This window comes from Dyadobacter sp. BE31 (assembly GCF_031457695.1).
GTDB lineage: Bacteria > Bacteroidota > Bacteroidia > Cytophagales > Spirosomataceae > Dyadobacter.
The window spans coordinates 58,641-83,132 of record NZ_JAVDXA010000009.1; the positions used below are offsets into that span (position 1 = coordinate 58,641).

The following is a 24,492-nucleotide window of genomic DNA, read 5'->3' on the forward strand; positions in this document are numbered from 1 at the left end:
ATTAGGATAAAAAACAAAAAGATGCCCCAAAATATTCAGGGCACCTTTTGAATTATATCTACTAATTTTTCCTATTTGTCCCACCAAACTTTGGTAGTAAAGTCGTCGGGTAAAGTGGCGCCCGTCTGGTAGTTCGGGTTACCTGCCACCTCGCTGGTTGGATATTTGAGCCTTACGGGAATCGTTCCGTTGGTAACGTTGCCCGGGTAGTTGGTTGGCGTCAGCTTAGGAAAGCCGGTTCTGCGCCAGTCGTTCCACGCTTCCCACCAGTTGAAGAACTTGTTGACCCACATTTGTTCCCCGATCATTTCCAGCGCCGGTTTGGTCGTGCCGTAAGGATAAGTCGTCAAGTAAGCTGTTACCGCGGCGTCCGATACCGTCAGCGATGCGTCGTAAGGGGTGTACATTTGCATGGATGCCTTCACACCCGCTTCATAGTGCGATTTCGCCGTTCCATTAATCCCGCTTCCGATCTTCCGTTCGATCGCTTCGGCCAGCAGGAATTCCACTTCGCCATAGTTCATGATCATGTAAGGATCGGAATCCTGCAACATTTTGACGTTGATGCGGGAGTAGGTTTTGGAAGCAATCACGGGTTTTCCCTCCAATTGGTCCAGCATGGCCTGGTCGTATCCGTTGGGTAATCCTTTTTGTTTCAGTGGGTCGGTAGTTACCGGCGTGAATACGCCGCCTGCCCAGTCGCCGATACCACTGCTGAGGATCATCAGGCGGGGATCATCATCGGCTACACTGTTTGCATTGGCGCCTTTCAGGAAGTTCACCATCGTTGCGCTCAGAAATGCCGGCTGTCCGCCGTCGCCGGGGTCAAACGCACGCGAAATACCGTTCTGGTTCACCCATTCGCTGGGGCCATCGGCCAGTGGAACCCACATATTGTCGGCATTGCTGGTGAACACGCCACCAGCTACCGCTTTGCTGACATACGTAGCGGCTTTGGCCGCATCAACGTTCGAGATACGCATAGCCAGGCGTAACATCAGAGAGTAACCGAAACGCTTCCATTTGTTGATATCCCCCTTGTAAATGAAGTCGGCGTCGGTAAATCCTTCGTCGCCGTTGGAGGTATTCATGGCCGCGGCCGCTTCGTCCAGCTCTTTGAGCAAATCGGTGTAAATGACGTCCTGCGTATCGTATTTAGGGAAGAAAATACCCTCGGTACCCTTGTTGGCCTCGGTGTACGGCACGCTTCCGTAGAAATCGGTCAGGCGGGCAAAACTGAATGCACGGAGAATGCGGGCTGCATTGCGCATGTTGACATACTTACCCTCCGCAAATCCGCCGGGACCCGATTGTTTCAGGATTTCGGCGATGTTTTTCAGCTGGTCATTATAGGTAAATTCAAATGGGGCCGCATTGGTTTCGAGGTTCACCGAGTATTTATCTCCGGGAGCGATGCCGCCGCTGGCGTTGCCTAATTGCTGGATCGCGTAGGCGCACCAGCCGATGTTGGTCCGCCAGTCGATGTAACGGTTATCACCACTGGAACCGTTGGAGGCTATCGCCAGCTCAGCGGAAGTAAAAATAAAGTTGAGGTCGACCTGGTTCAGGGCCTGGGGGTTGATGTTGAGGTCATGCAGTTCTTGTGTATCGCAACCCGTCATCAACACCGCTGCCAACCCGTATTTGATGTATTTTTTGAAGTCTTTCATGTTCTTGGAATTAGAATGTTGCTCTCAGGTTGAAACCATAACTGCGTGTAGAAGGGAAACCGAAGTAATCGAAGCCTTGCGAGTTTCCGTTCGAGTAGGTAGACTCCGGATCGACGTTGTCGATGTTTTTGAACAGGATCGCGAGGTTCCGGCCTACAAACGACAGAGTGAGGTTTTGGAGCGGTGTTTTTTCAAGCAGTTTTCTTGGAAAAGTGTAGCCCAGCGAGAGTTGTCTCAGTTTAATGAAAGAAGCGTCATAAAGGAACTTCGTCGTTACCGGGTTAGCTTCTCCACCCACTGACTGCCAGTAGTCATAGGCCTCACGCGCAGTGAGTGTTTTGGTGAAAGGTTTGTACTCAGAGCCTTCCTGGGTAACGCCGGTAACTGTCAGCGGAGCTTCGCCGTCGCGCCCCTGCAACGATTGCTTGCTAACGCCCCATTGTGTGAGCCGCATGTTCGTTCCGGACAGGATATCTCCACCCCATTTGAAGTCGACAAGGAAGGATAAATCGAAGCCTTTGTAGTTAAATGAGTTGGTCAAACCGCCGGTCAGCTTGGCAATACCGTTTCCGATAATCTGGTAATTGCTTTCCGAAACCGGGCGTCCATCGGCGAAGAACACCGGTTGGCCATCGGGTGAATACTTTTGAACCTTACCGGTAATCATTCCGAACGGATGGCCGACGATATTCTTGATGAAGGCGTTTCTTGTTCTCGGTTCTTCCATTACCAGTTCAGTGGAGCCTTCGATCAGCGCTTTCACCTTGTTGTTGTTCTTCGCCAGGTTTAGCGAGACATCCCAGGTCAGGTTGTTGGTTTTGAGCGGAGTAGCCGTTATCAACAACTCAATCCCCCTGTTCTGCATTTTACCAAGGTTTACGGATGTACTTCCAAAACCGCTGGCACGTGAAATGGTGGCATTCAGGATATCGTCCGTTGTCTGTTGGTCATAGTAGGTGAAATCAACCCCCAGTTTGTTATTGAACATGCGGAAATCGATACCGAATTCTGTTTCTGTAACGGTCAGCGGTTTCAGGTTCGGGTTAGGAATGTTCCCGTTGTTGCCCATCGCCGAAGAGAAAGAAGCCATTGGGTGATCCAGGTGCGGGTTTCCATTCAGGGAGTAGGTCATGTTGGTTGAATACTCGTCGATGGTTGCGTTACCCACCTGCGCCCACGAAGCACGGACTTTACCATACGACAGCCAGGCCGGCAGGTTTTTGAATGCATCTGAGAATACAAAGCTCGTTCCTACGGAAGGGTAGAGGATGCTGTTGGTAGCCGGGTTCAATACGGAGAACCAGTCGTTACGCGCGGTTGCATTCAGGAACAGGTAGCCGTCCCATGAAATTTCGGCAGAACCCAGCAGCGAGTTGATGCCTCTTTCCCTGAAATCATAATCCCACAGCTTGGTTTTCAGGTTCTTGATCGCCGGGAAGAATGCCACGTTGAAGCCGGATCCGTAAATGTTTTCGTATTCGTATCTTCTTCTCATCCGGTTACCGCCCGCGAATACATTTACGCCCACTTTTCCGAATTCTTTGTTGAAGCCGACCGTATATTCCAGATTCAGCTCCTGCACATTCCACGATCCCGCGTTACGCGCACCGCCCAATTGGTACCCTGTACCTTCCGGCGTGAGTCCTTCCGAGCGGCGCTGATATTTGTCGAGGCCGACACGTCCCTGGATATACAGCCAGTCGGTGACCTGGTATTTCAATGCGCCTGAGGTAATGAAACGGTCTTTATTATCGGTTTTGATAAACTGGTGGGTTACCCAATACGGGTTTTGGCCCCAGTTGTTAGCTGCCTGCTGGAACTCCTGCCCCACTTTTTTACCGAAAATACTCAGGCTGTTGGCATCTGTGCCGGCTGGTATAGCACCGGGTTTGGCAGGATCGCCGTAATAATCCAGTACATTATAGTTGCCGGGGATGCGCCATACCGACTGGATTGCATTACCAGGCGAATCGGACACGTTCGGACGGTTTTTAGCCTTTTCCTCTGAATACAACACTTTGGCGTCCAGCGTCAGTCGTTTGCCGAATTTGGAATTGGTAGAAAGCGAGAGGTTGATCCTGTCGTAACCTGAATTCGGGATAATGGTGGTGCTGTTCAGGTTAGTGACAGACGCCCGGAAGTTCTGATTTTCATTTCCGCCCGACAACGCGATGTTGTTGGTGAAGGCGTGGCCTGTTTTGTAGAAGCGGGAAAAATTGTCACCCTGGTTAGCATATGGCCGCATTTTGCCGTCGAAGCCTATTACCTGACTGTTGTCGTATTTGGGGCCCCAGGAATCATCACCCCAGTCGTAGGCCTGTGCCTGGGTGGTGGGCTTGGAAGCCACGCCATTCACGTATGAGCCGCTGCCGTAGCTGTGTTGCAGGTCAGAGAGGTCATTGAATTTTTCAAAAACATAGTTGGAGCCTATTTCGATGCCGATACCTTTTCTTTTGGTACCGCGCTTGGTTGTGATGTTGATAACCCCGTTCGCAGCACGCGAACCGTAAAGGGCGGCAGCGTTGGCACCTTTCAATACCACCACCGACTCAATGTCGTCCGGGTTGATACTCGAAAGGCCATCCCCTTCATCGGAACCACCCCAGAGACCGGCTTGTCCGAAGTTATTATTGTCCATCGGAATACCGTCGATTACATACAACGGCTGGTTGTTGCCCTGAAGGGATTTGTTGCCGCGGATGATCACGCGCGACGAGCCTGCGGGCCCGGAGGCGATCTTACTTACGTTCACGCCCGCCACCCGTCCGGCGAGCGCGTTACCCAGGTTGGGTTCGCGGGCGGCTGTCATGTTTGTGCCGGCCACCTCGGTAATGGAGTAGGCGAGCGACCTTTTTTCGCGGCTGATACCCAATGCCGTGACGACCACTTCATTTAGTGCCGTTGCTTCGGCTGCCAGTGAAATGTTGAGAATAGTGGCATTGGCGACGACCTCCTTGGTAACGTAACCGATATAGCTGAAAGCCAGGGTTTTCCCTTTTTCGACAGTAATGCTGTATTCACCTTTGTCATTGGAGGTAGTACCTCTGGTGGTACCTTTTACGACCACATTCACACCGGCAATTTCACCGCCGGCGGCGTCGCTTACTTTCCCGGATACCGTCATTTCCTGCGCATACCCCCTGATGGAGAGCACAGTGAACAGTATCAGCATTTTAACGAGTAGATTTTTTTTCATACAATCCGTACATCGATAGGTTAAATGGATACTTCATTGAGGAATAGTTGCTGAAAACTGAGTCAAATATACCGCGGTTGACTCCATATGTACATAGTGCTTTTTTATCTAAAAATAACACATTTTTAACACCTTTTTAATGAGTGTATTGACACTATTCTACTTCGAGATAGGACTATTCCGTATCGAAAGTGACACTTGAAGGGTGTATGTGGTAATGTGAATTTATGCCGACACAACAGAAATACTGTATGTCCGGTTGTGGATATACGTACCGGGATGGGGCTATGTTAAAACGGGATATGCAGAGCCGCCCTTCGTTTGGCCCGGGGTAAGGAGAGCAAGGTTGCGGTCGATGAGGCTGGTAAGGGTTTTCCGGGAGGCGAGAGAGGTGAAACCATCCGGCGGGGTGTGGGTAACATAGTCTAGAAGCCGCTCTACGGATGTGGTGGCTACGTGCAGTCGGGTGTCGGAGGAGCCATAGTAAATGAATACCGAGCCATCATCATCCATAATCCAGCCGTTTGAAAATACTACATTGGAAACATCCCCCGTGCGTTCAATGCCCTCCGGTGCGAGGAAGTAGCCTGCGGGTTTGTAGATCACCTTTGCGGGATCGGCGATATCGGTCATGAAAAGGTAAAGCACGTAACGCAGGCCGGCGGCGGTGTGCCTTACACCATGGGCCAGATGGAGCCAGCCCAAGCGGGTTTTGATCGGTGCAGGGCCCTGGCCGTTTTTGGATTCGTAAACGGTATGGTATTTTTTGGCGTCAATGACCGTTTCGAGGGTTATTTGCGCATTTTCGATGCAGGGAGCCAATCCCAATGCAATACCGCCGCCGTGCCCCGCCTCAATGAACGAGTCCTGCGGGCGCGTGTAGAATGCATATTGGCCGTCGATGAATTCCGGATGCAAAACGACGTTTCTTTGCTGGGTGGACGGTGTGCGCAGGTCGGCAAGCCGTTCCCATGTGCGGAGGTCACGCGTGCGTGCGATCCCGCATTGCGCTACCGCGCGCGATTCATCGCCGGGCGCCGCGGCCGGATCTTTGCGCTCGGTGCAGAACAGACCGTAAATCCAGCCATCTTCATGTGCCGTAAGCCGCATATCGTAAATATTCACATCCGGCTCCCGAGTTTCGGGCATTTCGAGAGGATATTGCCAGAACTCGAATCCATCGGTGCCGTTGGCGCTTTCGGCCACGGCGAATAATGATTTCCGGTCATAACCTTCCACCCGGACGACCAGCAAGTACTTGCCGCTGAGCTTAATCGCGCCCGCATTGAAAACGGCATTGATCCCAAACCGCTTCATGAAATACGGGTTGCTACGGGGATCGAGGTCGTATTCCCAGAAAAGCGGCACGTGTGCGGCGGTGAGTACAGGGAACTTGTAGCGCTCGCACAACCCGTCGCCCGAGGCCAGTTTTTTGTTGGGCGTTTCGGTTAGCCGCTCCTTTTCGCTTTTGATGCGCTGAAAACGCTCTTCGAAGATTGTCATGGTCGTTTTTGTCAGGGATTGTGCATACTCACTGATGCGGGAGGTTTTTGTACCATGTTTTCCAGAGAATGAGGGAGGAGGTTAAAAAAATGGCCGTTGCCACGAGTGTTTCCCGCGGCATTTTGAGAATGCCAAAAACGGGTATAGCGGTAATGGCGGTCTGTGCGACGATGCCGAGCACTACATTGAAGAGATCTCGTGCAAAACCCTTGTTAGGTGAAAACGAGGGATCGCTTTTGAGCACTTCTTTCCGGACGGGTCCCCAGAAACCCCACGGATTGACCGTTCGGTAGAATGCTTTGAGGACTTCCATCTCCGTAGGCTTCGTGGCAAGCGAGCCGCCCACCGCCCCGATTATTGAAATGCCCAGAATGAGAGGGAAATAATAGAGCGGCAATGTGTCCTTTAAAACATACGGGCACACCAGCGCACATACGATACCCGCCAGCATCCCCCAGAAAAATCCCGAACTGTTGAATCGCCACCAGTACCATTTCAGGACATTGGAAGCAATATATCCGCCCAATAGCGCGGATACGATCCATTGGAGAATGCTGTTCACATCTTTTGCCAGCAAGCCCAGCGATATACTGATGCACACGATCACAATGCCGGAAAGGTAGCTTATCCGACTGATTTGGCGGTTGCCGGCACCAGGATTGACGGACCGCAGGTAAATGTCGTTTACAAAATAAGCCTGCGCAGCATTGAAAGTCCCTGCAAATGTGCCCATGAATGCGCCCATGAGGCCGATCAGTACCAAACCCAGCAAGCCGGATGGGATATAGGTATTGAGTACCGCGGGCAGTATTTTCTCAAAATCGGTGCCGATAGCAGCCGAAATGCCGGGTTGACGAAAATAAAGCAGCGCGAAAACGGCAATGCCGGTAATGAAGAGATACCGAGTGGGCAGTAGCACTATATTTACGATCATGCTCATCAGCGCTGCTTCTCTTGGAGAGCGTGTTGAGAGGATTTTTTGCATATCGTAGTTGGGGGCCGGGCCTGCAAGGCTTGCGAGAATGCCCTTTGCGGCCATTAATGTGAAGAAATAGCCGAAGGGTGTGAAACTGTCGTTCCGCAGCTTCGCGGCGGCGGTCGGCAGGCGATGGGACCAGTCGAGGCCAAGGTCTTTCCCAAAGAAAAGGTTTGCCCAACCGCTGGGTACGGGCAGGCTGTCCGCGCCGGGTAAAGCCATGTACGCCATAGCAGCCACGGACGCGCAAACGATTACCATGATCAGGTAATGCAGCATATCGGCCCATACAATGCTTTTCATGCCGCCAAGCAATGCATAGCAGGCGGTGAAAACCGTAAATAGTATCCCGTAAAAGTGGGCGGTATAGGCCGGCGGCAGATGGAATGGGAGAAATGCCCTGACGACCTTCCAGGGAATGAAGATTTCAATGAATTTACCCAACCCGATAAAGCCGTAAGCCATAAAACTCAGGCAACTCAGCAATGCAAAAGCGATGATGATCTTGTGCGAAAGGCCGGCGCCGTGGCGGTCGCCGAAACGGAACAGCATCCATTCCGCACCGGTAGCCGCATTGGAGCGCCTTAGCCACATCGAGAGGTAGACCATCATGAATATCTGGTTAAATACCGGCCACAGCCAGGGCAGCCAAATGCTTTTTACACCATAAACCACCATGATAGCGACCATCCAGGCTGTGCCGGAAAGGTCGAACATGCCGGATGCATTGGAAATACCCAGCATCCAGAAAGGCATGGATTTCCCGCCGAGCAGGTAGTCGTTTTTGCTTTTCGCTGCCTGCCGTTTGAGGTAAATGCCGATCACCAGGACCGTTACCAGGTAGAGTAATATCACGAGGAGGTCGATCGCCTTGATGTTCATCGGTGGGCGTGGTGATCGATCCGCGTATGGTACAAACTTATTGACAAAACTGCCGTCGGGTATAATACTTTTTTATCCATGATTAGACCAATACTAACAGTTTATAGGATTTTGGGAAGGGTTACGGGTGGCATTATCAATAATTAATCTTTAAATTGTTACCTCAATATAACATAGCGGAGGGACACCGGCCGCCTTGTTTTCAATTTAATTAAAAAACACAATTTAGCCTATGAGTGAAATCTACCGAGAAATTACCCCGTTGACACAGTACGATTGTTTTACTGTTTTTGACCGCAAAAAGACGATTTTCGACTTCCCGCTGCATAGCCACGAGGAGTTCGAATTGAACCTGATCTTGTCGGGAAAAGGAGTGAAGCGGGTCGTCGGCGATCATACCGAAGTGATCGACGATGCGGAGCTGGTGCTGGTGGGCAACAATCTGCCACATGGGTGGCTCACGCATTCCTATCGTTGGCAGGAAGGAATGCCGGAGATCAATGAGGTGACCGTGCAATTTCACCGGGATTTGTTTGATGACAAGTTTTTGAAACGGAACCAGCTGTTTTTTGTCCGCTCGCTGTTGGAGAAATCGTCCAAGGGAATCGCATTTTCAAGGGAAACGATCGAGCGGATCAAGCCTCGGCTTACCAGCCTGGCACAAAAAAGCGGATTCGATTCTATGCTCGAACTGATGTCTATCCTGCACGACCTCTCCGTCTCGCGTGATATGCGAACGCTTTCCAACAGTACATTCACCGACGAGAACATCAATTTTAACAGCCGGCGCATCGAAAAGGTGTTCGCCTATATGCGCGACAATTACGATAAGGATGTGAATCTGGCGGATGTGGCTAAGCTGGCGGGAATGTCGGAGGTGTCGTTCAGCCGGTTTATCAAAAAGCGCACGGGCAAGACATTCGTCGAAAGCCTGAACGAGATCCGCCTCGGGCACGCCTCACGGTCGCTGATCAATACTTCGAACACGATTTCGGAGATCGCTTACAAATGCGGGTTCAATAACCTTTCGTATTTCAACCGGATTTTCAAGAGCAGAAACGGCTGCACACCCAAGGAGTTCCGGGATAACTATTCGGGGACGAGGACGTTTGTGTAGCGTCCAACGTTTTTGCAAGGGAGAGGTTCAGTCAGTAGGTCAGTAGGTCAAGTATTGTGTTTTAGATAAATGAAAAAGTGCTCAAAGTTTCGGGATAAACCCTGGCTTTGAGCACTTTTAATCTTAACTACAAATGACCTACTGACTATTTCTGACTATTGACTTCTAAACTTTCAGCATCCAGCCAAAAATATCCTGCTCTTTGCCGGTACGAAGGTCGGTCAGGTAAGTTTTTACTTTGCTTACGAACGAGTCTTCCTTGATTTCCGGCAATGCGTAATCCACGCCTTCGTATGCGATCGTCGCAAATGGGGAGATTACCACCGCAGTTCCGGCCCCGAATGCGGCTTCGAGTTTTCCGGCTTTCAATGCGTCGATGATCTCTGCTACGCTGATACGGCGTTCTTCCACAGGAATACCCCAATGCTCGGCGATAGCTACGATGCTTTTACGGGTGATACCGTCCAATGTAGTTTCAGAAACGTGCGGGGTAAGCAACTTACCATCCAGCATGAACATGATGTTCATCGTTCCCGATTCTTCGATGTAGGCGTGATCGCGGGCATCGGTCCAGATCAGCTGGTCGTAACCTTCCTGCTGGGCTAGTTTCGCCGGGTACAGCGAGCCGGCATAGTTACCTGCGCATTTGGTAGCGCCCACGCCGCCTTCCGCAGCGCGGATGAAATGCGTTTCCACTTTCACGCGTGGAGGTTTGGCATAATAAGTGCCTACCGGGCTGGTGAAAATGATGAAATAATATGAATCCGACGCTTTGACACCAATGTAAGGATCGGTGGCAAACATGTATGGACGAATGTACAACGAGCAGCCGGGCTGTGACGGCACCCAGCCGGCATCCAGGCGGAGCAGCTCAGTAAGGCCGTTCATGAAGATTTCTTCCGGGATTTGCGGCATGCAAAGGCGCTCAGCTGATTTGTTGAGGCGCTTCCAGTTGTCGATGGCGCGGAAAAGCAGTACTTCGCCAGCGTCGTTTTTGTAGGCTTTCATTCCCTCGAAAATAGCCTGACCGTAATGTAGTGCGGCGGTAGCAGGGCTTAGCGAGAGGTCGCCGTAGGGGACGATGCGCAGGTCTTGCCACTGTCCGGCTTTGTATTCGGCGATAAACATGTGGTCGGAGATGTTCCGTCCAAAAACGAGGTTGTTGAAGTCAACCTCCTGCAAACGGGATTTGGTGGTTTGCTGAACTTCTATTTGTACTGTGTCGGCTGTCATGATGCCAAAAATTTAATTTTTCAAACGCTTTCCGAAGCTTATCCTTGGAGAAAAGGCAGGATTTGGAGATCCCGGCGCATTCTCTCTAAGTCCCGCAATTTAAAGAATTTAATCTATAAATAATTGATATTTAGTATAACAATTATTTTTGTCTGGAAACCCTCGGTTGCCATGTAACCTCCTCGATTCCGAGCTCGTGCGTCATGGCCCGGCAGAGCATAAAAAGGTAGTCGGAAAGACGGTTGAGATAGCGGATTACGATGGGCTCCACTTCCTCGCCCTGCTGCAAATGGATCACCGCCCGCTCGGCCCGGCGGCAGACCGTCCGCGCGATGTGTCCGAAAGAAACCGACGGATGTCCGCCTGGTAGTATGAACGAACGCAGTGGGGGCACAACCGTGTCGATCGCGTCCATTTCCTTTTCCAGTAGCGCTATGTCCTCGTCGAGCAAATCGGGAAGAATTTTCTTCTTTTGATCAGATTCGGAAGCCAGATGGGAGCCGATCGTGAACAATCGGTCCTGAATTTCTTTGAGCAGGTCTTTGCGGGCTTCATTTACAGGCTGGTCGCGGAGCATTCCGATGTAGCTGTTCAGTTCATCGACCGTTCCGTACGCGTCTATGCGCACATGGGCCTTACTCAGGCGCGTGCCCCCGATGAGCGAGGTCGTGCCTTTGTCACCGGTTTTGGTGTAGATTTTCATGTGTGGATTAAGCCTTTGCTTTCTTCGCAGATTCGGATTTAATGAGTTCTTCGATGGTGCACTTAAGAGGCTCCTTCTTGATGAATTCTTCCTCAATTTCGCGCATCTCCTCTGCGGTATGGCTGTTTTTGATAACGGCAATCCTATTTGCCTTGTATGTTTTCATAATAGTAGCGCGCAGTTTGTTTGTTGGCGGACCAGCAGCTGATCGGCCTGATTATTCCATTGTTAACTGAAAATATAGCCACTTTTACGTTTTGCGAGTTTCCCCTTCCAACAGCTTCGAACCGCTGCTCCACTGCGTTCCTTCTGCCGACGCTCAGAATCAAATCTGGATCCCTGAATATGCTTTCAATCTCCTCAACCGTATTTTCCCTCTCAGGATAATCATCAATAATATGTCTTAGGTTGTGATAATCCCACTCAAAACGCATTGCATAAAGTTATAATGTGTGTTTGTTGAAAGCCAATTAGGTTTTAGAAACTCCCCGACCTAATTTTGCGGCTTGATTTACTATGGCGAAAAGACCTCTATTTAGGTTACCAATTCATGAAAGTTACAACATTTGCAATAAAGATCTGGCGCTGGGCATCTTTATTATTCGTTATCGGGGCGCTCGTTTGGACGTATTCGCTTTTCCCGGAAATGGTGGCCGTCGACTTCGCGGATAGCGGCCTGGCAGAGCGCTACGTTGAAAAAGGACACATTTTCTATATCGTAATGGGCCTTTTTCTGCTCAATAATGTGGTGATTACCGGCATCGCCCGCCACATCCCGAATGTCGACCCAATGAACCTGCCTATCCTGAAACGCAAGGAATGGGCGCAGCACCGCACGGAGCTGAATGAGCACCTTATCAACTGGCTTTTCTGTCTCGTTGCGGTGATTAATACGATCACCGGTTTCTGCTTGCTGGCATTGGCGACGATCAACAGCACCAACTACAAAATGGACGTATTTGATTTCTCGTGGCTGTATTATGCAAGTCTTGCTCTCGTTCTGGGTGTATTCCTGCTTCCATTGCGCTTGCTCTGGCCGCCTGTACACGACGATAAACTGTAATATTGCCGGGTATGGAAGGTAAAATGGACGCAGAGGAGAACCCGGATGCATTGTGGCGGAGAGAAGCGGAGGCGATCGATCTGGAAAGTTATACCTACGACCTGCCCGACGACCGCATCGCGAAGTACCCCATGGAAGTTCGTGATCAGTCGAAACTGATGGTATATAATGACGGGTCTATTAGTCACTTACGGTTTACGGACATCACTTCTCAGCTGCCCGCTGATACGCTCCTTGTTTTTAACGATACGAAGGTTATTCCCGCACGGGCGCATTTCAGGAAGGAAACCGGTGCGGTAATAGAACTGTTGCTGTTGCATCCAGAGCTGCCTACCCGTGTCATCAACGACGCCATGCTGGTACAGCATTCGTGTGTGTGGGAATGTATGATCGGGAATAAAAAGCGTTGGAAAGCCGGCGATACCTTGTCAAACGTCATACCTGTAAATGGACAGGAAGTGCATTTGCAGGTTTCTTACCACGATTATGAGCACAATCTGGTGAAGCTTAACTGGGATGCCGACGTTACGTTTCTGGATCTGGTAAAAGCGCTGGGTGAAATCCCGCTGCCGCCGTATCTCAACCGCGATACCGAAGAGCCGGACAAGGAAACCTATCAGACCGTGTACGCGCACCATGACGGGGCCGTGGCCGCTCCGACAGCCGGGCTGCATTTCACGCCAAGGGTTTTTGACGCATTGGAGCAAAAGGGTATTCGAAAAGCGTTTCTCACTTTGCACGTCGGAGCGGGTACCTTTCAGCCAATTAAGGTAGAGAAGGTTACCGAGCACCGGATGCATTCGGAGCAAGTGGTTTTCACACGGGAATTAATACAGAATCTGCTTCAATCGGTGGGGCATGTTGTACCGGTAGGTACTACTTCGCTGCGTTCGCTGGAAAGTTTGTATTGGTACGGTGTGAAGCTTTTTAAAAAGGAAACCACCGCGTTTAACATTGAAAAACTCTATCCCTATCCGTGGAAAGAGGCAGAACTCCCTTCCGCGACACAATCCCTGCAAGCCATTGCCGACTACATGGATGCTTCGGCGCTTCAAGAGATTGTAGGCGAAACAGAAATATTCATTTTCCCGGGTTACCGATTCCGTTTATGCCGCGGGATAATTACTAATTACCATCAACCTGGCTCCACACTCATCCTCCTTGTAGCCGCATTTGTCGGAAAAGACTGGAAAACGATCTATTGTGAGGCATTGGCTAAGGGTTACCGTTTTTTAAGCTACGGTGATTCTTCACTCCTTTGGCTAAATGGTGGCGTATCCTGATCTTATTTGTTGACCTTTTCCTGTAAATTGTTTGTTAAAAAACAATAAATTATGGGATGCACACAACTAATTGAGGTAAGAATGACTGTCGAAGAATACTTCGAGTTGGAGAAGCAAAGCGAGATCCGTCATGAATATTACAATGGTAATATTTATGCAATGGCAGGTACGACTTTGAATCATAACCGAATTGTTGGGAAAGTCAGAAATTTGCTGGGGAACCACTTCCTGCCGCGTGGATGCGACGTTTTCTCGGAGAATGTCAAGGTGAAGGTTTCGGATAAATATTACCCATATCCGGATGTAATCGTTACCTGTGCTCCCAAGGACATTTCCGGCACTTATGTTGTGGAACATCCGAGCATTCTTGTGGAGGTAACTTCTAAACACTCCGAGGGCAATGATCGGGGCCTAAAACTTCAACAATACCGGACGATATCTTCTCTCCAATATTATCTTTTGGTTTCTCAAATTGAGCATAGTGTAGATATATATGCGAGGGTTGAAGGAGACAATCTTTGGACCTGGCGTTCCTTTGAAAATCTGGAAGATATCATTCGTCTTGAAGCGTTCGATTTTGAAATAAGCCTCAAAGCTATTTACGAAAATATCACATTTGAACCGGAAATAGTTCAATAAGGCCTGCTATTTCACACCCACCACCTTACTTGCCACAGATACCCCATTCTCGTTAAAAGCCTCAATGGCAAAATAATAAGGCACGCCTACATTCAACGCGCGCAGCTCGAAGGTGTTCGGCTCGTCGTTCCAGAATTGATAGGTTTGGTAAAGCTTATCCGGCGCGATGCCCCATAGCACATTGTAGCCGATCGCTCCCGGTACTTTTTCCCACTTCAAATCTGCGTTGCGTGCATCTTTTTGCCGGACGGCTGTGAAGGCTGCGGGCGTCTGCGGGGCTTTTCCGAAACCATTTCCGAAAATCCTGAATTCGCTGATGGCCAATATCGGCGAGGCCACGTACACGTGCTCGTAGCGCACGTAGCGCGCACGCACGGGTGCCGCGAGCTCGATATAGGCGCATGGACGGTCGCGTTTGGGCTCCTTGGTGAGGTCGCTGGCGAGGTTCCACTTTTTACCATCCTTTGAAGTCCAGATTTTGAACTGCGTGTATACTTTTTCAGGCTTGTTGTCAAAAATGTCGGATTTGTAGTCGGTGTAGTTGACCTGCACCGCTTTTACCTCCTGTTCGGTTTGCAGATCGATGGTTAACGTTTCGCCGGGTTTGTTTTGTTTCGCTGCCCAGAATGTCCGCGGGTTTTCGTCGGTGATCTTTTGCGCAGCCATGGTATCAAGTGTCGACGAGGCGGTTGCAGGCTTTTTGTAGGATAGGAGCATCCAGCCGGTGAAAAGCTCGTCGCCTTTGCCTGTCCAGGTTTTGGTAGGCATTTTATGGGGGAAATCGCCGAAGCGCGTGTTGGCGAACATTTGTCCGTCGTTATCGAAGCCGGCCGCGTAGCGTACAATGCGGCGCTCCATCGCCCAGTTCAGGCCGATCCACGAGGTGCCGGTGTTCCAGTAGTTGCCAAAATTATCCTGAAAAGTATTGCCGTGCCCGGCACCGGTTGCGAAACCGCCCGGTTTGTAGGAAACGGGGTTGTAAGGAGCATAAGTAAATGGTCCAAGCGGCTGGTCGGACACGTAGGTGCCATTGGCATATACATTATATTCCGTGCCCGGCGCGCCGTATTGCAGGTAGTACTTGCCTTTGTGCTTAGTCATCCAGGCACCTTCCGTGAATGGTTTGAAAGGGTCCGAGTGATTGGGCCCGAAGCGCTCCCAGCCGTGTTCGTACTGATTTAACCAAAACATGGACTGGTATTGCCCCTTGAATGCAAGCCGTTTGGAATAATCCAGCTCCGAGCCGAAGATCGGGTACACATTCGAGGAGCCCCAGTACATATACCATTTGTCGGTGTCGGGATCGTGGAACAATGCCGGGTCCCAGGGGCCGATGTCCTTGGGTAGGCGCGGCGTCCAGCGGTTGTAGAATTCCCAAATGCCTTTTTCAGGGGCAACCGAGTATAGTATCGGGCGCGATTCGAAGGTGGATTGGAATAAAAACAAGGTATCGCGCACGGAAACTGCCGCCGGAGCGCACATATCCTCGAAAGGCCAGCGGTTGGCGGTGAGGTATTTCCAGTTGATCATGTCTTTGGAATGCCAATACCCGCCGGAAATCGTCACGAAAAGGAAGTACTCGCCTCTATGGTTGATGATCACCGGATCGGCGCCGGAGCGGTAGCTGATGTTTTCGTTAAGCTGCTCAAAATTGTATTTGTAATCGATGTCCATCGGATTACAATAGGTGCTCTGGCCTGTGGCGGGCATTGCATTGAACACGAGTATAAAACCGATGAATATTCCGAAAGCGCGTAACAGCATGATTTTGTTGATGATAGGGTGCATATTATTCTTTTAATTTTACAAAAATATCTGTTTTTGGATTAATAATCTTTCGCGCAGGCAAAACCATTGCGTCTTTAAGAAGTTTTGAAACCGATAACCTTTACCTTTGCGCTCGATTTTGAAATAAGCAACAGTTTTTAGAATGGCGATTGATTTTATAGAGGAACTACGCTGGCGGGGCATGCTGCACGACATGATGCCGGGAACACATGAGCAACTTCAAAAGGAGATGACATGCGGTTACATCGGTTTCGACCCGACGGCTCCTTCGCTGCACATCGGTAACCTGGCTACCATTATGCTTTTGGTGCATTTCCAGCGCGCGGGCCACAAGCCTATCGCATTGGTGGGTGGCGCTACCGGGATGATCGGCGATCCTTCCTTCAAGGCGGCCGAGCGGTCGTTCCTCGATGAGGATACATTGCGGATCAACCAGGAGGGTATCCGTAAGCAGCTCGAATCATTCCTGGACTTCAATTCGGGCGAAAATTCGGCTGAAATGGTCAATAATTACGACTGGTTCAAGGATATCGGCTTTTTGCAGTTTCTGCGCGATGCAGGTAAGTATTTGAGCGTGAACTATATGATGTCGAAAGACTCTGTAAAAAAGCGTTTGGAAACCGGCATTTCGTTCACCGAGTTCTCGTACCAGCTTTTGCAGGGCTACGATTTTTATCATTTATATAAAACCAAAAATGTCCGGCTGCAAATGGGCGGTTCGGATCAATGGGGCAACATTACGACCGGTACGGAGATCATCCGCCGCAAGGAAGGCGACGATGAAGGCTATTTCAAAGCCTATGCATTGACCACGCCGCTCGTTACCAAAGCCGATGGCTCCAAATTCGGGAAAAGCGAGGGCGGTAATATCTGGCTCGATCCGGAGCGGACTTCGCCTTACCAGTTCTACCAATTCTGGCTCAACCAGAGCGACGACGACATGCCGCGTTACCTGCGCGTGTTCTCGCTGAAAGGCCGTGAGGAAATTGAAGTGCTGGAAACCAGCCACACTGCCGAGCCGCATTTGCGCATTATGCAAAAGGCGCTGGCATCCGAGCTGACGATCCGCATTCACTCGCAGAAGGCATTGGACCTCGTATTGAAGGCTTCGGAGGTTTTGTACGGTAAAGCGACGCTGGAAACGCTCCAAAGCATTGAAGTAGATGAATTTGACACCATTTTCGATGGCGTACCGCAAACGGAAATCACCCGTGCAGAATGGGACGAGTGCGCAAATATTACGGACCTGGTTTCCACGGTTACCCGGGGCGAAGTGTACGCCTCCAAAGGTGAAGCGCGGCGGGCTATCCAGCAGAATGCGGTAAGTGTGAACAAATCAAAGGTGACTGCGGCTGAGCAACCGTTAACCGATTTTGCATTGTTGCAAGATAAGTTTCTGTTGATTTCAAAAGGCAAGAAGAACCACCTGATCAAGGTAATATAATGTTTTGAACGGCTTGGCGGGCAATTATGACTTGCCAAGCCGTTCAAAACTGAAAATTTCGGCGTCCTTATTTTTCTTTCCCGCGATAATATCCGTGATAATGCCGGCGGCGATAATGCTGAAAAGGATGCCGTTGCCGCCAAAACCCAATGCGAACCAGGTGTTCGGGTGCTCTTTCACGCTGCCAATAAAGGGCAGTCCGTCCTCCGTCTCTGCAAAAGTGCCACACCAGGCATAATCCGTCACGAAAGGCAAATCAGGAAACATACTCCTGGCATTGTTTTCCAGTTCTTTGGATTTTCGATAAAGCAGCTTGTCCCTCTTGATCGCACTTTGAAACATCTCATCCTTTCCGCCAATTAGCATGCGGTGATCCTCGGTAGTGCGCAAATACAAATATGGCCGGGCACTTTCCCACAGTAATGCATTCTCATACCAAAGTTCCTGCTTTTCAGGCATCGGCTTGCTCACGATTGCATAGGAAGAATGCAGGCGCACGAAGTTGTGGGGAATCAGCTTTTGCGATTCATAGCCGGCTGCTACGATCAATTTCTTTGTTTTGACGATGCTTCCATTATCCAACACCAGCGTTACGCCGCGCTGCTCATGCCGGATGTCGGTGATTTCGACGGTGTCATACACGCGCGCACCCTTCTGAATGCACTCCTGCAAGAGCGCGTGTGCGAGCGCGTAGGCATCTACCTGCGCGGCGTCGTACGAGAGGATCGCGCCGCTTTTGCGGATGCCGGGGAAATGGGAACGTAATGTGGCCCGGTCCCACCATTCCACATCGATGCCGATCTTGCTACGCGCTTCGTATTCTTTTTCCAGCAATGGCAAATCAGCTTTTTTGGATGCGTAATACACACTTTTAACCAGCGAAAAGCCGGTTTTGACGGGTAGCGAATCCACAATCTCCCTGGCTTTGTGAATGGCTTCCACACATAAAAGATAGCTGCGTACGGCATGCTTTTCCCCGACAAGTTCGATCAGATCGGTGAGCATCGTGTCGATCTCATATTGAAGCAATGCCGTGGAGCCTGAGGTGCTTCCCATTCCGATGTGTCGTTTTTCCAGCACCACAACGGGAAAGCCGGCTTGCGTAAGGTGCCAGGCCAATAATGCACCGGTAATGCCGCCGCCCATAATCACGATTTCGGCAGTCAGATTCTCTGATAATGCAGGGTAAGAATAGAGAGCCCCATTTTTATAGAACCAATGAGGCTGGCCACTGAGTAGATCCATCGGGTATTTTTGTTGAACTGATGAATCCGGGTGGTTAAAATTCTGTACCAGCTATATAAAGTTTAACTAGCTCTTCCCGGTGAACGTATTTAAAACCGGGGCGGCCGTCGGGTTATATTGATACGACTGCCAGGTGTGGTCGTTGTAGATTTCGACAATGCGGTAGCCTTTGTAGGCCGTTCCCCAGTTGCCTCCGAAGTGACCGTCGAAGAAGTAGGGCTTTTTGCCGTACATTTTTGTGCTGTCCTGGTCGTGGTCGTGGCCATTGAAAATGGCTTTCACATTCGGCGTGTTTTCGAAAAGGTCGATCACTTCTTTGCATTCAATGCCGTGCGTCGTCCACTTGGCCGGGGTGATGTGAAGGAAAATGAAAATACCTTTCTTATCCTTATACCTGGCGATTTCGCTGCGGAGCCAGGTCGCATCGGGGCATATATATTCACCTTTCTCGTTGGAAGTATCGCCTACCACAAACGCATACTCGCCCTTCGCAAAGCTGTGGTTGGTGGGGTAGCCCCAGGTGCTCTGCCACACATCGAGCCCCACTTTGTCGTGGTTACCCCTGCTTACATAGTAAGGTACGCTCAGATTCGAGATCGCGTTTTTGAAGTCATACAATAAGGTCGGATCATCGTGGATAAGGTCGCCATTGAGGAAGAGGAAGTCAACGCCTTTTTGCAGTTTTTCGCGGTTCACCCAGCTCACCAGATCAGCGTGGAAGGCCTTAAACTCTGTATTCGGCTGCCCGTAATGCCCGTCGGACGCGACGATGAACCGAAGCGCAATGTCTGCGGCGGGCTGCGCTTTGGCAGGTTCCGACAAATAAGTGATTCCGGATAATGCAGGTAGGAGTTTAAGAAAAGACCGTCTCTGGAAAGTCATGGTTTAAAGGGTTTGGATGAACAGAAATAGGGGTTTCTTGTGCTTCCAAAAATAGTTATTCGTCCGTGATATTTCCTTAATCTTGCACATTGTTAAGCATATTTAATAAAAACCTGAATACATGGACCGGCTTATTCTGCAAAAAGCGGCTTCCTACTGTGCCTACCAGGAGCGAACGCAGGACGAGGTGAAGCAGCGGCTGAAAAAATGGAATGTGTGGGGCGACGAGGCCGATGAGATCATCGCCGAGTTGATTTCCATGAATTACCTGAGTGAGGAACGCTTTGCGAAAACCTATGCCGGAGGCAAATTCAGGGTCAAAAACTGGGGCCGGATGAAAATCAGGCAGGAGCTGAACCGTCGCGGCCTGAGCACTTACAGCATTGAAAAGGGGATGAACGAAATCGGCGACGAGGATTACCTATCGGGTTTGCGGGAATTGCTCTCGAAGAAACGGGATTTGCTGTCGAAAACGGAGACAGATCCCTTTAAATTGAAACAGAAACTGGCGAGGTTCGCGATGGGAAAAGGCTACGAAAGCGAGCTGGTGTGGAAGGAATTAGGGGAGTTATGAGGGGTGTCATGCTGAGCGAAAGGAACCGTTCGCTCAGCATGACAAACCGCTTAGAAGTCGGAGTCGAACGAGATTTTGTGCGCGGATTCTTTATCCTTCACGCCGCTCATTACGCCTGCTTTCTGATATTCCCCTACGCGTTTTTCGAAGAAGTTGGTCTTGCCGGGAAGCGAGATCAGTTCCATGAAATCGAATGGGTTGGCCGAGCCGAATTGTTTCGGGCAGCCGAGTCTTTCGAGCCAGAAATCGGCGATGTATTCGATGTACTGTTTCATCAAATCGGCGTTCATGCCAATCAATGATACCGGAAGCGCCTCGCTCACAAACTCTTTTTCGATTTCAACGGCGTCCATCATGATCTCGATCACGCGCTCTTGCGGCAGCTGGTTCAGAATATGTTTGGTATACAACAAACATGCGAACTCGCAGTGAAGGCCTTCGTCGCGGGAGATCAGCTCGTTGGAGAATGAAAGCCCCGGCATCAGGCCGCGTTTTTTCAGCCAGAAAATCGAACAGAACGATCCGGAGAAGAAAATCCCTTCCACTGCGGCAAATGCGATGATACGCTCTGCAAACACCGGGCTATTGATCCATTTCAATGCCCATTCGGCTTTTTTCTGCACGCAAGGGATCGTCTCGATCGCACGTAGCAGCCTGTCTTTTTCAACCGGATCTTTAATGTAGGTGTCGATCAGCAGCGAATAGGTTTCGGAGTGAATGTTCTCCATCGCCACCTGGAACCCATAGAAGCATTTTGCTTCCGCATATTGCACTTCGCTAAGAAAATTGACAGCCAGGTTTTCGTTGACGATCCCGTCTGATGCCGCAAAGAATGCCAGTACGTGGGAAATGAAATGCCTTTCTCCGTCATTCAGGTTCTCCCAGTCCTTCATATCCTGCGACAGGTCGATTTCCTCGGCCGTCCAGAACGAAGCCTCATGACGTTTGTACATTTCCCATATATCGGAATGTTTGATGGGGAACAAAACAAACCGCAAGGGGTCTTCGGTCAACAGGGGTTCCTGTCTGGTAAGTTCTTGTGACATAGTTAATTAGAGTATTTTACGGGGATCTGAAATATATAACGTTAGTACTTGCCGTTGGCTCTGACAGCCGGGCCGGAAGAAAACAAAGCTACATGCTTTGGGCTAAAAATCAAACAAGTTGGCGGACATGACGCCGTAGGAAAACCGGAACCGGAGCGCTTGCTCATTATTAACTTGGTGCGAATGAGACTGTGGGTATAATGCAGCGGGGTAGTGCTTTGGATGTCTACCCCCGAAATACTCCATATTGTTAAAATCACAAGCTATGCCCGTCGCAGGTCCGAGGAGATACATTAATTTGTTCCGGAACATCGGTAACCCGTTCCAATACATTTTCGATAAACTGCACGATCGGGGCAGGATGCTACACTTTGTCACGAAACCCAACAAGATTGTCTTCGATGTACCAGCCAGTCTGCACCAGGTATTTAAGGAGATATTTATGGCCGACGTATACAACATCGGGGAGCTGATGCGCGTATTGCCTGATGATCCGCTGGTAATTGATATCGGCGCAAACGCCGGTTTTTTTGATATATTGCTTTTATCTAAAATAAAGAATGCCCAAATTTATGCGTATGAGCCTCTGAGCAGTAATATCGAACGAATGCGGTCTGTTGCATCCTCCAATCGCCGGTTTGATAAAAGCGTGATCATCAATCCTTTTGCCGTAACAGGGGCGTCCTGTGAAATGTTGCGGCTATACGCACAGGACACGGAAGATAATCAGGTGGTCGCTTCTTCGTTAAAAGGTTTTAATACTGATAATACAAAGGAGCTGTGGATTCCGGCCATTTCACTTTCAGAAATAATGGCCAATATTCCGAAGGCGAAAATCGATTTGCTGAAAATGGATTGTGAAGGGAGTGAGTATGATATTGTTTTGAATACACCACCCGATGTAGTGCGCCGGATCGAACGAATGCTGGTTGAAGTGCACGATGTTGATAGTCAGTTTAATATAGATACATTCAGCCGGTATCTCGGTGAACTGGGCTATGATGTGAATTATACGTCCATTAACGGTTTTTGTTATGCACTGGAAGCGTGCAAAAAATGAATAATCATTTTATGTTGAAAAGAATTCTAATTGATTGTGAAAGGATGAGACACCCTCATACCGGGCTTTATCATTATTGCCTTCAATTAGGGAATTCTATTTTAAAGAAAGCGGGAGGGGATAAAGAAAAGATTGCCTTTTACCTGCCCACTTCGGCCGAGCATGCTTTCGGAGAAAATGCTAATTATGTTTCCCAGCATTTTATTCACAAACTTTTTTTTCCGGATACTAAATCGGTAGATATCTGGCATTGTACTTACCAGGGATCGAGGTATTTCCCTTTTGGAAAAAAGGTGTCCGTGGTATTGACTGTGCATGATTTGAATTTCCTTTATGACGGCAATAGATCTGAAAAGCGAATCAGTAAATACCTGAACAGGCTACAACTGAAAGTAGATCGGGCCGACCATATTGTTGCTATTTCCTATTATGTATTGGAAGATCTTAAAAAATACCTTGAATTAGGTGATAAGCCGACTTCCGTGATTTATAATGGCTGCAATATCGATGATAGTGGGATTATTAATGCGCCCGAGAGGCCCATCGAACAGCCATTTCTATTCACGATCGGGACCATTGTCGGTAAGAAGAATTTTCACGTGCTGCCAGCATTGCTGGTGGGGAACGACTTCAAACTAGTTATTGCGGGGATTGATAGCAGTCAGGAATATAAGAAGAGGATTATCCGCGAAGCACAGAAACTGAATGTGCTCGACAGGCTGGTTTTTACGGGCCCTGTCTCGGAGAATGATAAGAAATGGTATCTCAGTAACTGTACCGCTTTCGTCTTTCCTTCGATTGCGGAGGGTTTTGGGTTGCCGGTTATCGAGGCCATGTACTACGGCAAACCCGTGATCCTGTCGCGCTGCACATCATTGCCTGAAATCGGTGGGGATTGTGCCTACTATTTCGATAGCTTCGAGCCCGGTCATATGCGTAACGTGCTGAGTGATAGTCTTGAAGATTATAAAAAAACGAAGCCCAGAGAAAGAATCCGGGAACGGGCCAGATTCTTTTCCTGGGACAGGGCGGCTTCGGAATACTTGGATTTATATAGAAGCCTTGCTAATTCAGTTTAATTACCTGCTGGTATTTTAGCATCATCCGGAAGTTATTGATCACATCGATGATGCCGATATCTGACTGATGTTTTTTCATTTCACGATTAAAAGCCACCTTCTTCGCTTGCAGGTTGCCGCGATTTTTGAAGAAATCCCAATAAGCTTCTACCTTAAAGAATTGCAGCGTCAAAAGTCCCAGCAATACATCGCAAAGCAGGATTTGCAAATGCCATAATTTAAGATCCATCCCTTGCAGGTGCAGGTAATGCACGTAATAGCGATTCCTGAAATGGATTCTTTTGATCGCTTTTTTATGGTTGTGGTTTTTGGTACTTGCCGAAACCTCATGCCGGCAAACCGCATCATGCTCGTAATAACATTTCCATCCTAATCGCCAGGCTCTGATCGAAAGCTCCTGGTCTTCGCCATAATAAGGATTGAACATTTCGTTGAACCCGTTAATGGCTTTTAGTTTTTGAGTATCCATTAATGCAATTGCACCGGATAAATAAAATGTTGGTGTAAATGCATTGATGTTTTGCAAATGAAAGAAATCCGAAGACTTTATTTTTCTTCCCGATATTTTAGGTTCTCTCGCAGCTTCACGGATCAAATCATCGTTCATTCCGATGACTCTCCCCATTACACCGAAAGTATCTTCTAATTCAAAATACTTATAGAGTTTTTCCATGTAACCGGGTTCAAGGGTTACATCGGTATTGAGGAGAAAGATCAGGTCATTGGTGGCATTCTGGATACCAATATTGCATGTTTCTGAAAATCCGGAATTGGTTTCTTTACAAATGAGAGTGATTTTATCGGCGTAATGTTCTTGTAAATATGCAACAGATTCGTCTGTGGATGCATCATCAATTACAATAATCTGAACATTGGTTTCTAGTTTTTGAAGGACCTTATAGTTATGCTCAAAATATTTTTCGAACAGGTGTTTCCCGTTATAATTGGGAATTACTACTGATATACTTTTCATATACAATCGGTTATCAAGTTAGTTGAGAGTTTTTTCAATACCCGATTCTTTACTACTTCCTTGTAACAGGATGGCGTTCATGATCTTCTCCTTTGGTGAAATTATATAGCTCATTTCCATATCCTTGCGGATATTT

At 49.1% G+C, this 24,492-nt stretch carries 20 protein-coding genes; 8 read left to right on the top strand and 12 right to left on the bottom strand.

The features are described from left to right. Nucleotides 1-71 precede the first annotated feature (71 nt). The 4 genes from J2Y43_RS32180 to J2Y43_RS32195 form a co-directional block, all read right to left on the bottom strand. The gene (locus J2Y43_RS32180; RefSeq protein WP_309993096.1) at nucleotides 72-1,670 is read right to left on the bottom strand and encodes a SusD/RagB family nutrient-binding outer membrane lipoprotein; all 1,599 of its coding nucleotides are present in this window, start codon (nucleotides 1,668-1,670) and stop codon (nucleotides 72-74) included. A gap of 10 nt (nucleotides 1,671-1,680) precedes the next feature. Next, nucleotides 1,681-4,866, bottom strand: a complete 3,186-nt coding sequence (locus tag J2Y43_RS32185; protein ID WP_309993095.1) for a SusC/RagA family TonB-linked outer membrane protein — start codon at nucleotides 4,864-4,866, stop codon at nucleotides 1,681-1,683. Nucleotides 4,867-5,151: 285 nt separating this feature from the next. Continuing rightward, nucleotides 5,152-6,369 (bottom strand): glycosidase, encoded by a 1,218-nt coding sequence (locus tag J2Y43_RS32190; RefSeq protein WP_309993093.1) that lies wholly within the window; start codon nucleotides 6,367-6,369, stop codon nucleotides 5,152-5,154. A gap of 28 nt (nucleotides 6,370-6,397) precedes the next feature. Then, nucleotides 6,398-8,227, bottom strand: coding sequence for a sodium:solute symporter family protein (locus J2Y43_RS32195; RefSeq protein ID WP_309993091.1), 1,830 nt, complete (start codon nucleotides 8,225-8,227; stop codon nucleotides 6,398-6,400). Between the two features lie 232 nt (nucleotides 8,228-8,459). Between J2Y43_RS32195 and J2Y43_RS32200 the strand changes: the two genes are divergently transcribed. Then, nucleotides 8,460-9,344 (top strand): AraC family transcriptional regulator, encoded by an 885-nt coding sequence (locus J2Y43_RS32200; protein WP_309993089.1) that lies wholly within the window; start codon nucleotides 8,460-8,462, stop codon nucleotides 9,342-9,344. Nucleotides 9,345-9,509: 165 nt separating this feature from the next. Here J2Y43_RS32200 and J2Y43_RS32205 read toward each other — a convergent pair whose 3' ends face one another. The 3 genes from J2Y43_RS32205 to J2Y43_RS32215 form a co-directional block, all read right to left on the bottom strand. Continuing rightward, nucleotides 9,510-10,577, bottom strand: coding sequence for a branched-chain amino acid aminotransferase (locus J2Y43_RS32205; protein WP_309993086.1), 1,068 nt, complete (start codon nucleotides 10,575-10,577; stop codon nucleotides 9,510-9,512). Nucleotides 10,578-10,719: 142 nt separating this feature from the next. Beyond that, the gene (locus J2Y43_RS32210) at nucleotides 10,720-11,280 is read right to left on the bottom strand and encodes a cob(I)yrinic acid a,c-diamide adenosyltransferase (protein ID WP_309993083.1); all 561 of its coding nucleotides are present in this window, start codon (nucleotides 11,278-11,280) and stop codon (nucleotides 10,720-10,722) included. Nucleotides 11,281-11,287: 7 nt separating this feature from the next. Beyond that, entirely contained in the window at nucleotides 11,288-11,446 is a 159-nt protein-coding gene (locus J2Y43_RS32215; RefSeq protein WP_309993080.1) for a hypothetical protein, read from the bottom strand. Nucleotides 11,447-11,830: 384 nt separating this feature from the next. Between J2Y43_RS32215 and J2Y43_RS32220 the strand changes: the two genes are divergently transcribed. The 3 genes from J2Y43_RS32220 to J2Y43_RS32230 all read left to right on the top strand — a co-directional run bounded on the left by J2Y43_RS32220 (nucleotide 11,831) and on the right by J2Y43_RS32230 (nucleotide 14,265). After that, a complete protein-coding gene (locus J2Y43_RS32220; RefSeq protein ID WP_309993076.1) occupies nucleotides 11,831-12,343 on the top strand; it encodes a hypothetical protein in 513 nt (170 codons plus the stop codon). A gap of 11 nt (nucleotides 12,344-12,354) precedes the next feature. Next, entirely contained in the window at nucleotides 12,355-13,626 is a 1,272-nt protein-coding gene (locus tag J2Y43_RS32225) for an S-adenosylmethionine:tRNA ribosyltransferase-isomerase (protein ID WP_309993074.1), read from the top strand. Between the two features lie 81 nt (nucleotides 13,627-13,707). Then, entirely contained in the window at nucleotides 13,708-14,265 is a 558-nt protein-coding gene (locus tag J2Y43_RS32230; protein WP_309993071.1) for a Uma2 family endonuclease, read from the top strand. A gap of 6 nt (nucleotides 14,266-14,271) precedes the next feature. Here J2Y43_RS32230 and J2Y43_RS32235 read toward each other — a convergent pair whose 3' ends face one another. Continuing rightward, nucleotides 14,272-16,053 (bottom strand): family 43 glycosylhydrolase, encoded by a 1,782-nt coding sequence (locus J2Y43_RS32235; protein ID WP_309993069.1) that lies wholly within the window; start codon nucleotides 16,051-16,053, stop codon nucleotides 14,272-14,274. A 148-nt stretch (nucleotides 16,054-16,201) separates the two neighbouring features. Here J2Y43_RS32235 and tyrS point away from each other — a divergent pair, with 148 nt between their 5' ends. Further along, nucleotides 16,202-17,497 (top strand): tyrosine--tRNA ligase, encoded by a 1,296-nt coding sequence (tyrS, locus tag J2Y43_RS32240; protein WP_309993244.1) that lies wholly within the window; start codon nucleotides 16,202-16,204, stop codon nucleotides 17,495-17,497. Between the two features lie 24 nt (nucleotides 17,498-17,521). On the opposite strand, the gene J2Y43_RS32245 is transcribed toward tyrS, so the two are convergent. Both J2Y43_RS32245 and J2Y43_RS32250 read right to left on the bottom strand, forming a co-directional pair. Then, nucleotides 17,522-18,742 carry an FAD-dependent oxidoreductase gene (locus J2Y43_RS32245; protein ID WP_309993066.1) on the bottom strand — a complete coding sequence of 407 codons (1,221 nt, stop codon included), beginning with the start codon at nucleotides 18,740-18,742 and terminating at the stop codon, nucleotides 17,522-17,524. A 66-nt stretch (nucleotides 18,743-18,808) separates the two neighbouring features. Further along, complete coding sequence (locus J2Y43_RS32250) at nucleotides 18,809-19,624, bottom strand: metallophosphoesterase (protein WP_309993063.1); 816 nt, start codon at nucleotides 19,622-19,624, stop codon at nucleotides 18,809-18,811. Nucleotides 19,625-19,745: 121 nt separating this feature from the next. Between J2Y43_RS32250 and J2Y43_RS32255 the strand changes: the two genes are divergently transcribed. Beyond that, nucleotides 19,746-20,198 carry a regulatory protein RecX gene (locus tag J2Y43_RS32255; protein ID WP_309993061.1) on the top strand — a complete coding sequence of 151 codons (453 nt, stop codon included), beginning with the start codon at nucleotides 19,746-19,748 and terminating at the stop codon, nucleotides 20,196-20,198. 50 nt (nucleotides 20,199-20,248) lie between these two features. Here the strand turns inward: J2Y43_RS32255 and J2Y43_RS32260 are convergent, their stop codons facing one another. Next, complete coding sequence (locus J2Y43_RS32260) at nucleotides 20,249-21,244, bottom strand: ribonucleoside-diphosphate reductase small subunit (protein WP_106599093.1); 996 nt, start codon at nucleotides 21,242-21,244, stop codon at nucleotides 20,249-20,251. A 442-nt stretch (nucleotides 21,245-21,686) separates the two neighbouring features. Here J2Y43_RS32260 and J2Y43_RS32265 point away from each other — a divergent pair, with 442 nt between their 5' ends. Then, nucleotides 21,687-22,304 carry an FkbM family methyltransferase gene (locus J2Y43_RS32265; protein WP_309993057.1) on the top strand — a complete coding sequence of 206 codons (618 nt, stop codon included), beginning with the start codon at nucleotides 21,687-21,689 and terminating at the stop codon, nucleotides 22,302-22,304. 44 nt (nucleotides 22,305-22,348) lie between these two features. Beyond that, the gene (locus J2Y43_RS32270; RefSeq protein ID WP_309993055.1) at nucleotides 22,349-23,383 is read left to right on the top strand and encodes a glycosyltransferase family 1 protein; all 1,035 of its coding nucleotides are present in this window, start codon (nucleotides 22,349-22,351) and stop codon (nucleotides 23,381-23,383) included. Here J2Y43_RS32270 and J2Y43_RS32275 read toward each other — a convergent pair. Continuing rightward, a complete protein-coding gene (locus tag J2Y43_RS32275) occupies nucleotides 23,370-24,356 on the bottom strand; it encodes a glycosyltransferase family 2 protein (RefSeq protein ID WP_309993243.1) in 987 nt (328 codons plus the stop codon). The genes J2Y43_RS32270 and J2Y43_RS32275 overlap by 14 nt on opposite strands. Between the last annotated feature and the right edge of the window lie 136 nt (nucleotides 24,357-24,492).

Excerpts from the sequence above, each read along its gene's own strand:
- J2Y43_RS32180 (WP_309993096.1), bottom strand. The coding sequence starts at position 1,670 with ATGAAAGACTTCAAAAAATACATCAAATACGGGTTGGCAGCGGTGTTG.
- J2Y43_RS32220 (WP_309993076.1), top strand. The coding sequence starts at position 11,831 with ATGAAAGTTACAACATTTGCAATAAAGATCTGGCGCTGGGCATCTTTA.
- J2Y43_RS32275 (WP_309993243.1), bottom strand. The coding sequence starts at position 24,356 with ATGAAAAGTATATCAGTAGTAATTCCCAATTATAACGGGAAACACCTG.
- J2Y43_RS32210 (WP_309993083.1), bottom strand. The coding sequence starts at position 11,280 with ATGAAAATCTACACCAAAACCGGTGACAAAGGCACGACCTCGCTCATC.
- J2Y43_RS32200 (WP_309993089.1), top strand. The coding sequence starts at position 8,460 with ATGAGTGAAATCTACCGAGAAATTACCCCGTTGACACAGTACGATTGT.
- J2Y43_RS32195 (WP_309993091.1), bottom strand. The coding sequence starts at position 8,227 with ATGAACATCAAGGCGATCGACCTCCTCGTGATATTACTCTACCTGGTA.
- J2Y43_RS32270 (WP_309993055.1), top strand. The coding sequence starts at position 22,349 with ATGAGACACCCTCATACCGGGCTTTATCATTATTGCCTTCAATTAGGG.
- J2Y43_RS32230 (WP_309993071.1), top strand. The coding sequence starts at position 13,708 with ATGACTGTCGAAGAATACTTCGAGTTGGAGAAGCAAAGCGAGATCCGT.
- J2Y43_RS32190 (WP_309993093.1), bottom strand. The coding sequence starts at position 6,369 with ATGACAATCTTCGAAGAGCGTTTTCAGCGCATCAAAAGCGAAAAGGAG.
- J2Y43_RS32225 (WP_309993074.1), top strand. The coding sequence starts at position 12,355 with ATGGAAGGTAAAATGGACGCAGAGGAGAACCCGGATGCATTGTGGCGG.
- J2Y43_RS32265 (WP_309993057.1), top strand. The coding sequence starts at position 21,687 with ATGGCCGACGTATACAACATCGGGGAGCTGATGCGCGTATTGCCTGAT.
- J2Y43_RS32205 (WP_309993086.1), bottom strand. The coding sequence starts at position 10,577 with ATGACAGCCGACACAGTACAAATAGAAGTTCAGCAAACCACCAAATCC.
- J2Y43_RS32250 (WP_309993063.1), bottom strand. The coding sequence starts at position 19,624 with ATGACTTTCCAGAGACGGTCTTTTCTTAAACTCCTACCTGCATTATCC.
- J2Y43_RS32185 (WP_309993095.1), bottom strand. The coding sequence starts at position 4,866 with ATGAAAAAAAATCTACTCGTTAAAATGCTGATACTGTTCACTGTGCTC.
- J2Y43_RS32215 (WP_309993080.1), bottom strand. The coding sequence starts at position 11,446 with ATGAAAACATACAAGGCAAATAGGATTGCCGTTATCAAAAACAGCCAT.
- J2Y43_RS32260 (WP_106599093.1), bottom strand. The coding sequence starts at position 21,244 with ATGTCACAAGAACTTACCAGACAGGAACCCCTGTTGACCGAAGACCCC.
- J2Y43_RS32235 (WP_309993069.1), bottom strand. The coding sequence starts at position 16,053 with ATGCACCCTATCATCAACAAAATCATGCTGTTACGCGCTTTCGGAATA.
- J2Y43_RS32245 (WP_309993066.1), bottom strand. The coding sequence starts at position 18,742 with ATGGATCTACTCAGTGGCCAGCCTCATTGGTTCTATAAAAATGGGGCT.
- J2Y43_RS32255 (WP_309993061.1), top strand. The coding sequence starts at position 19,746 with ATGGACCGGCTTATTCTGCAAAAAGCGGCTTCCTACTGTGCCTACCAG.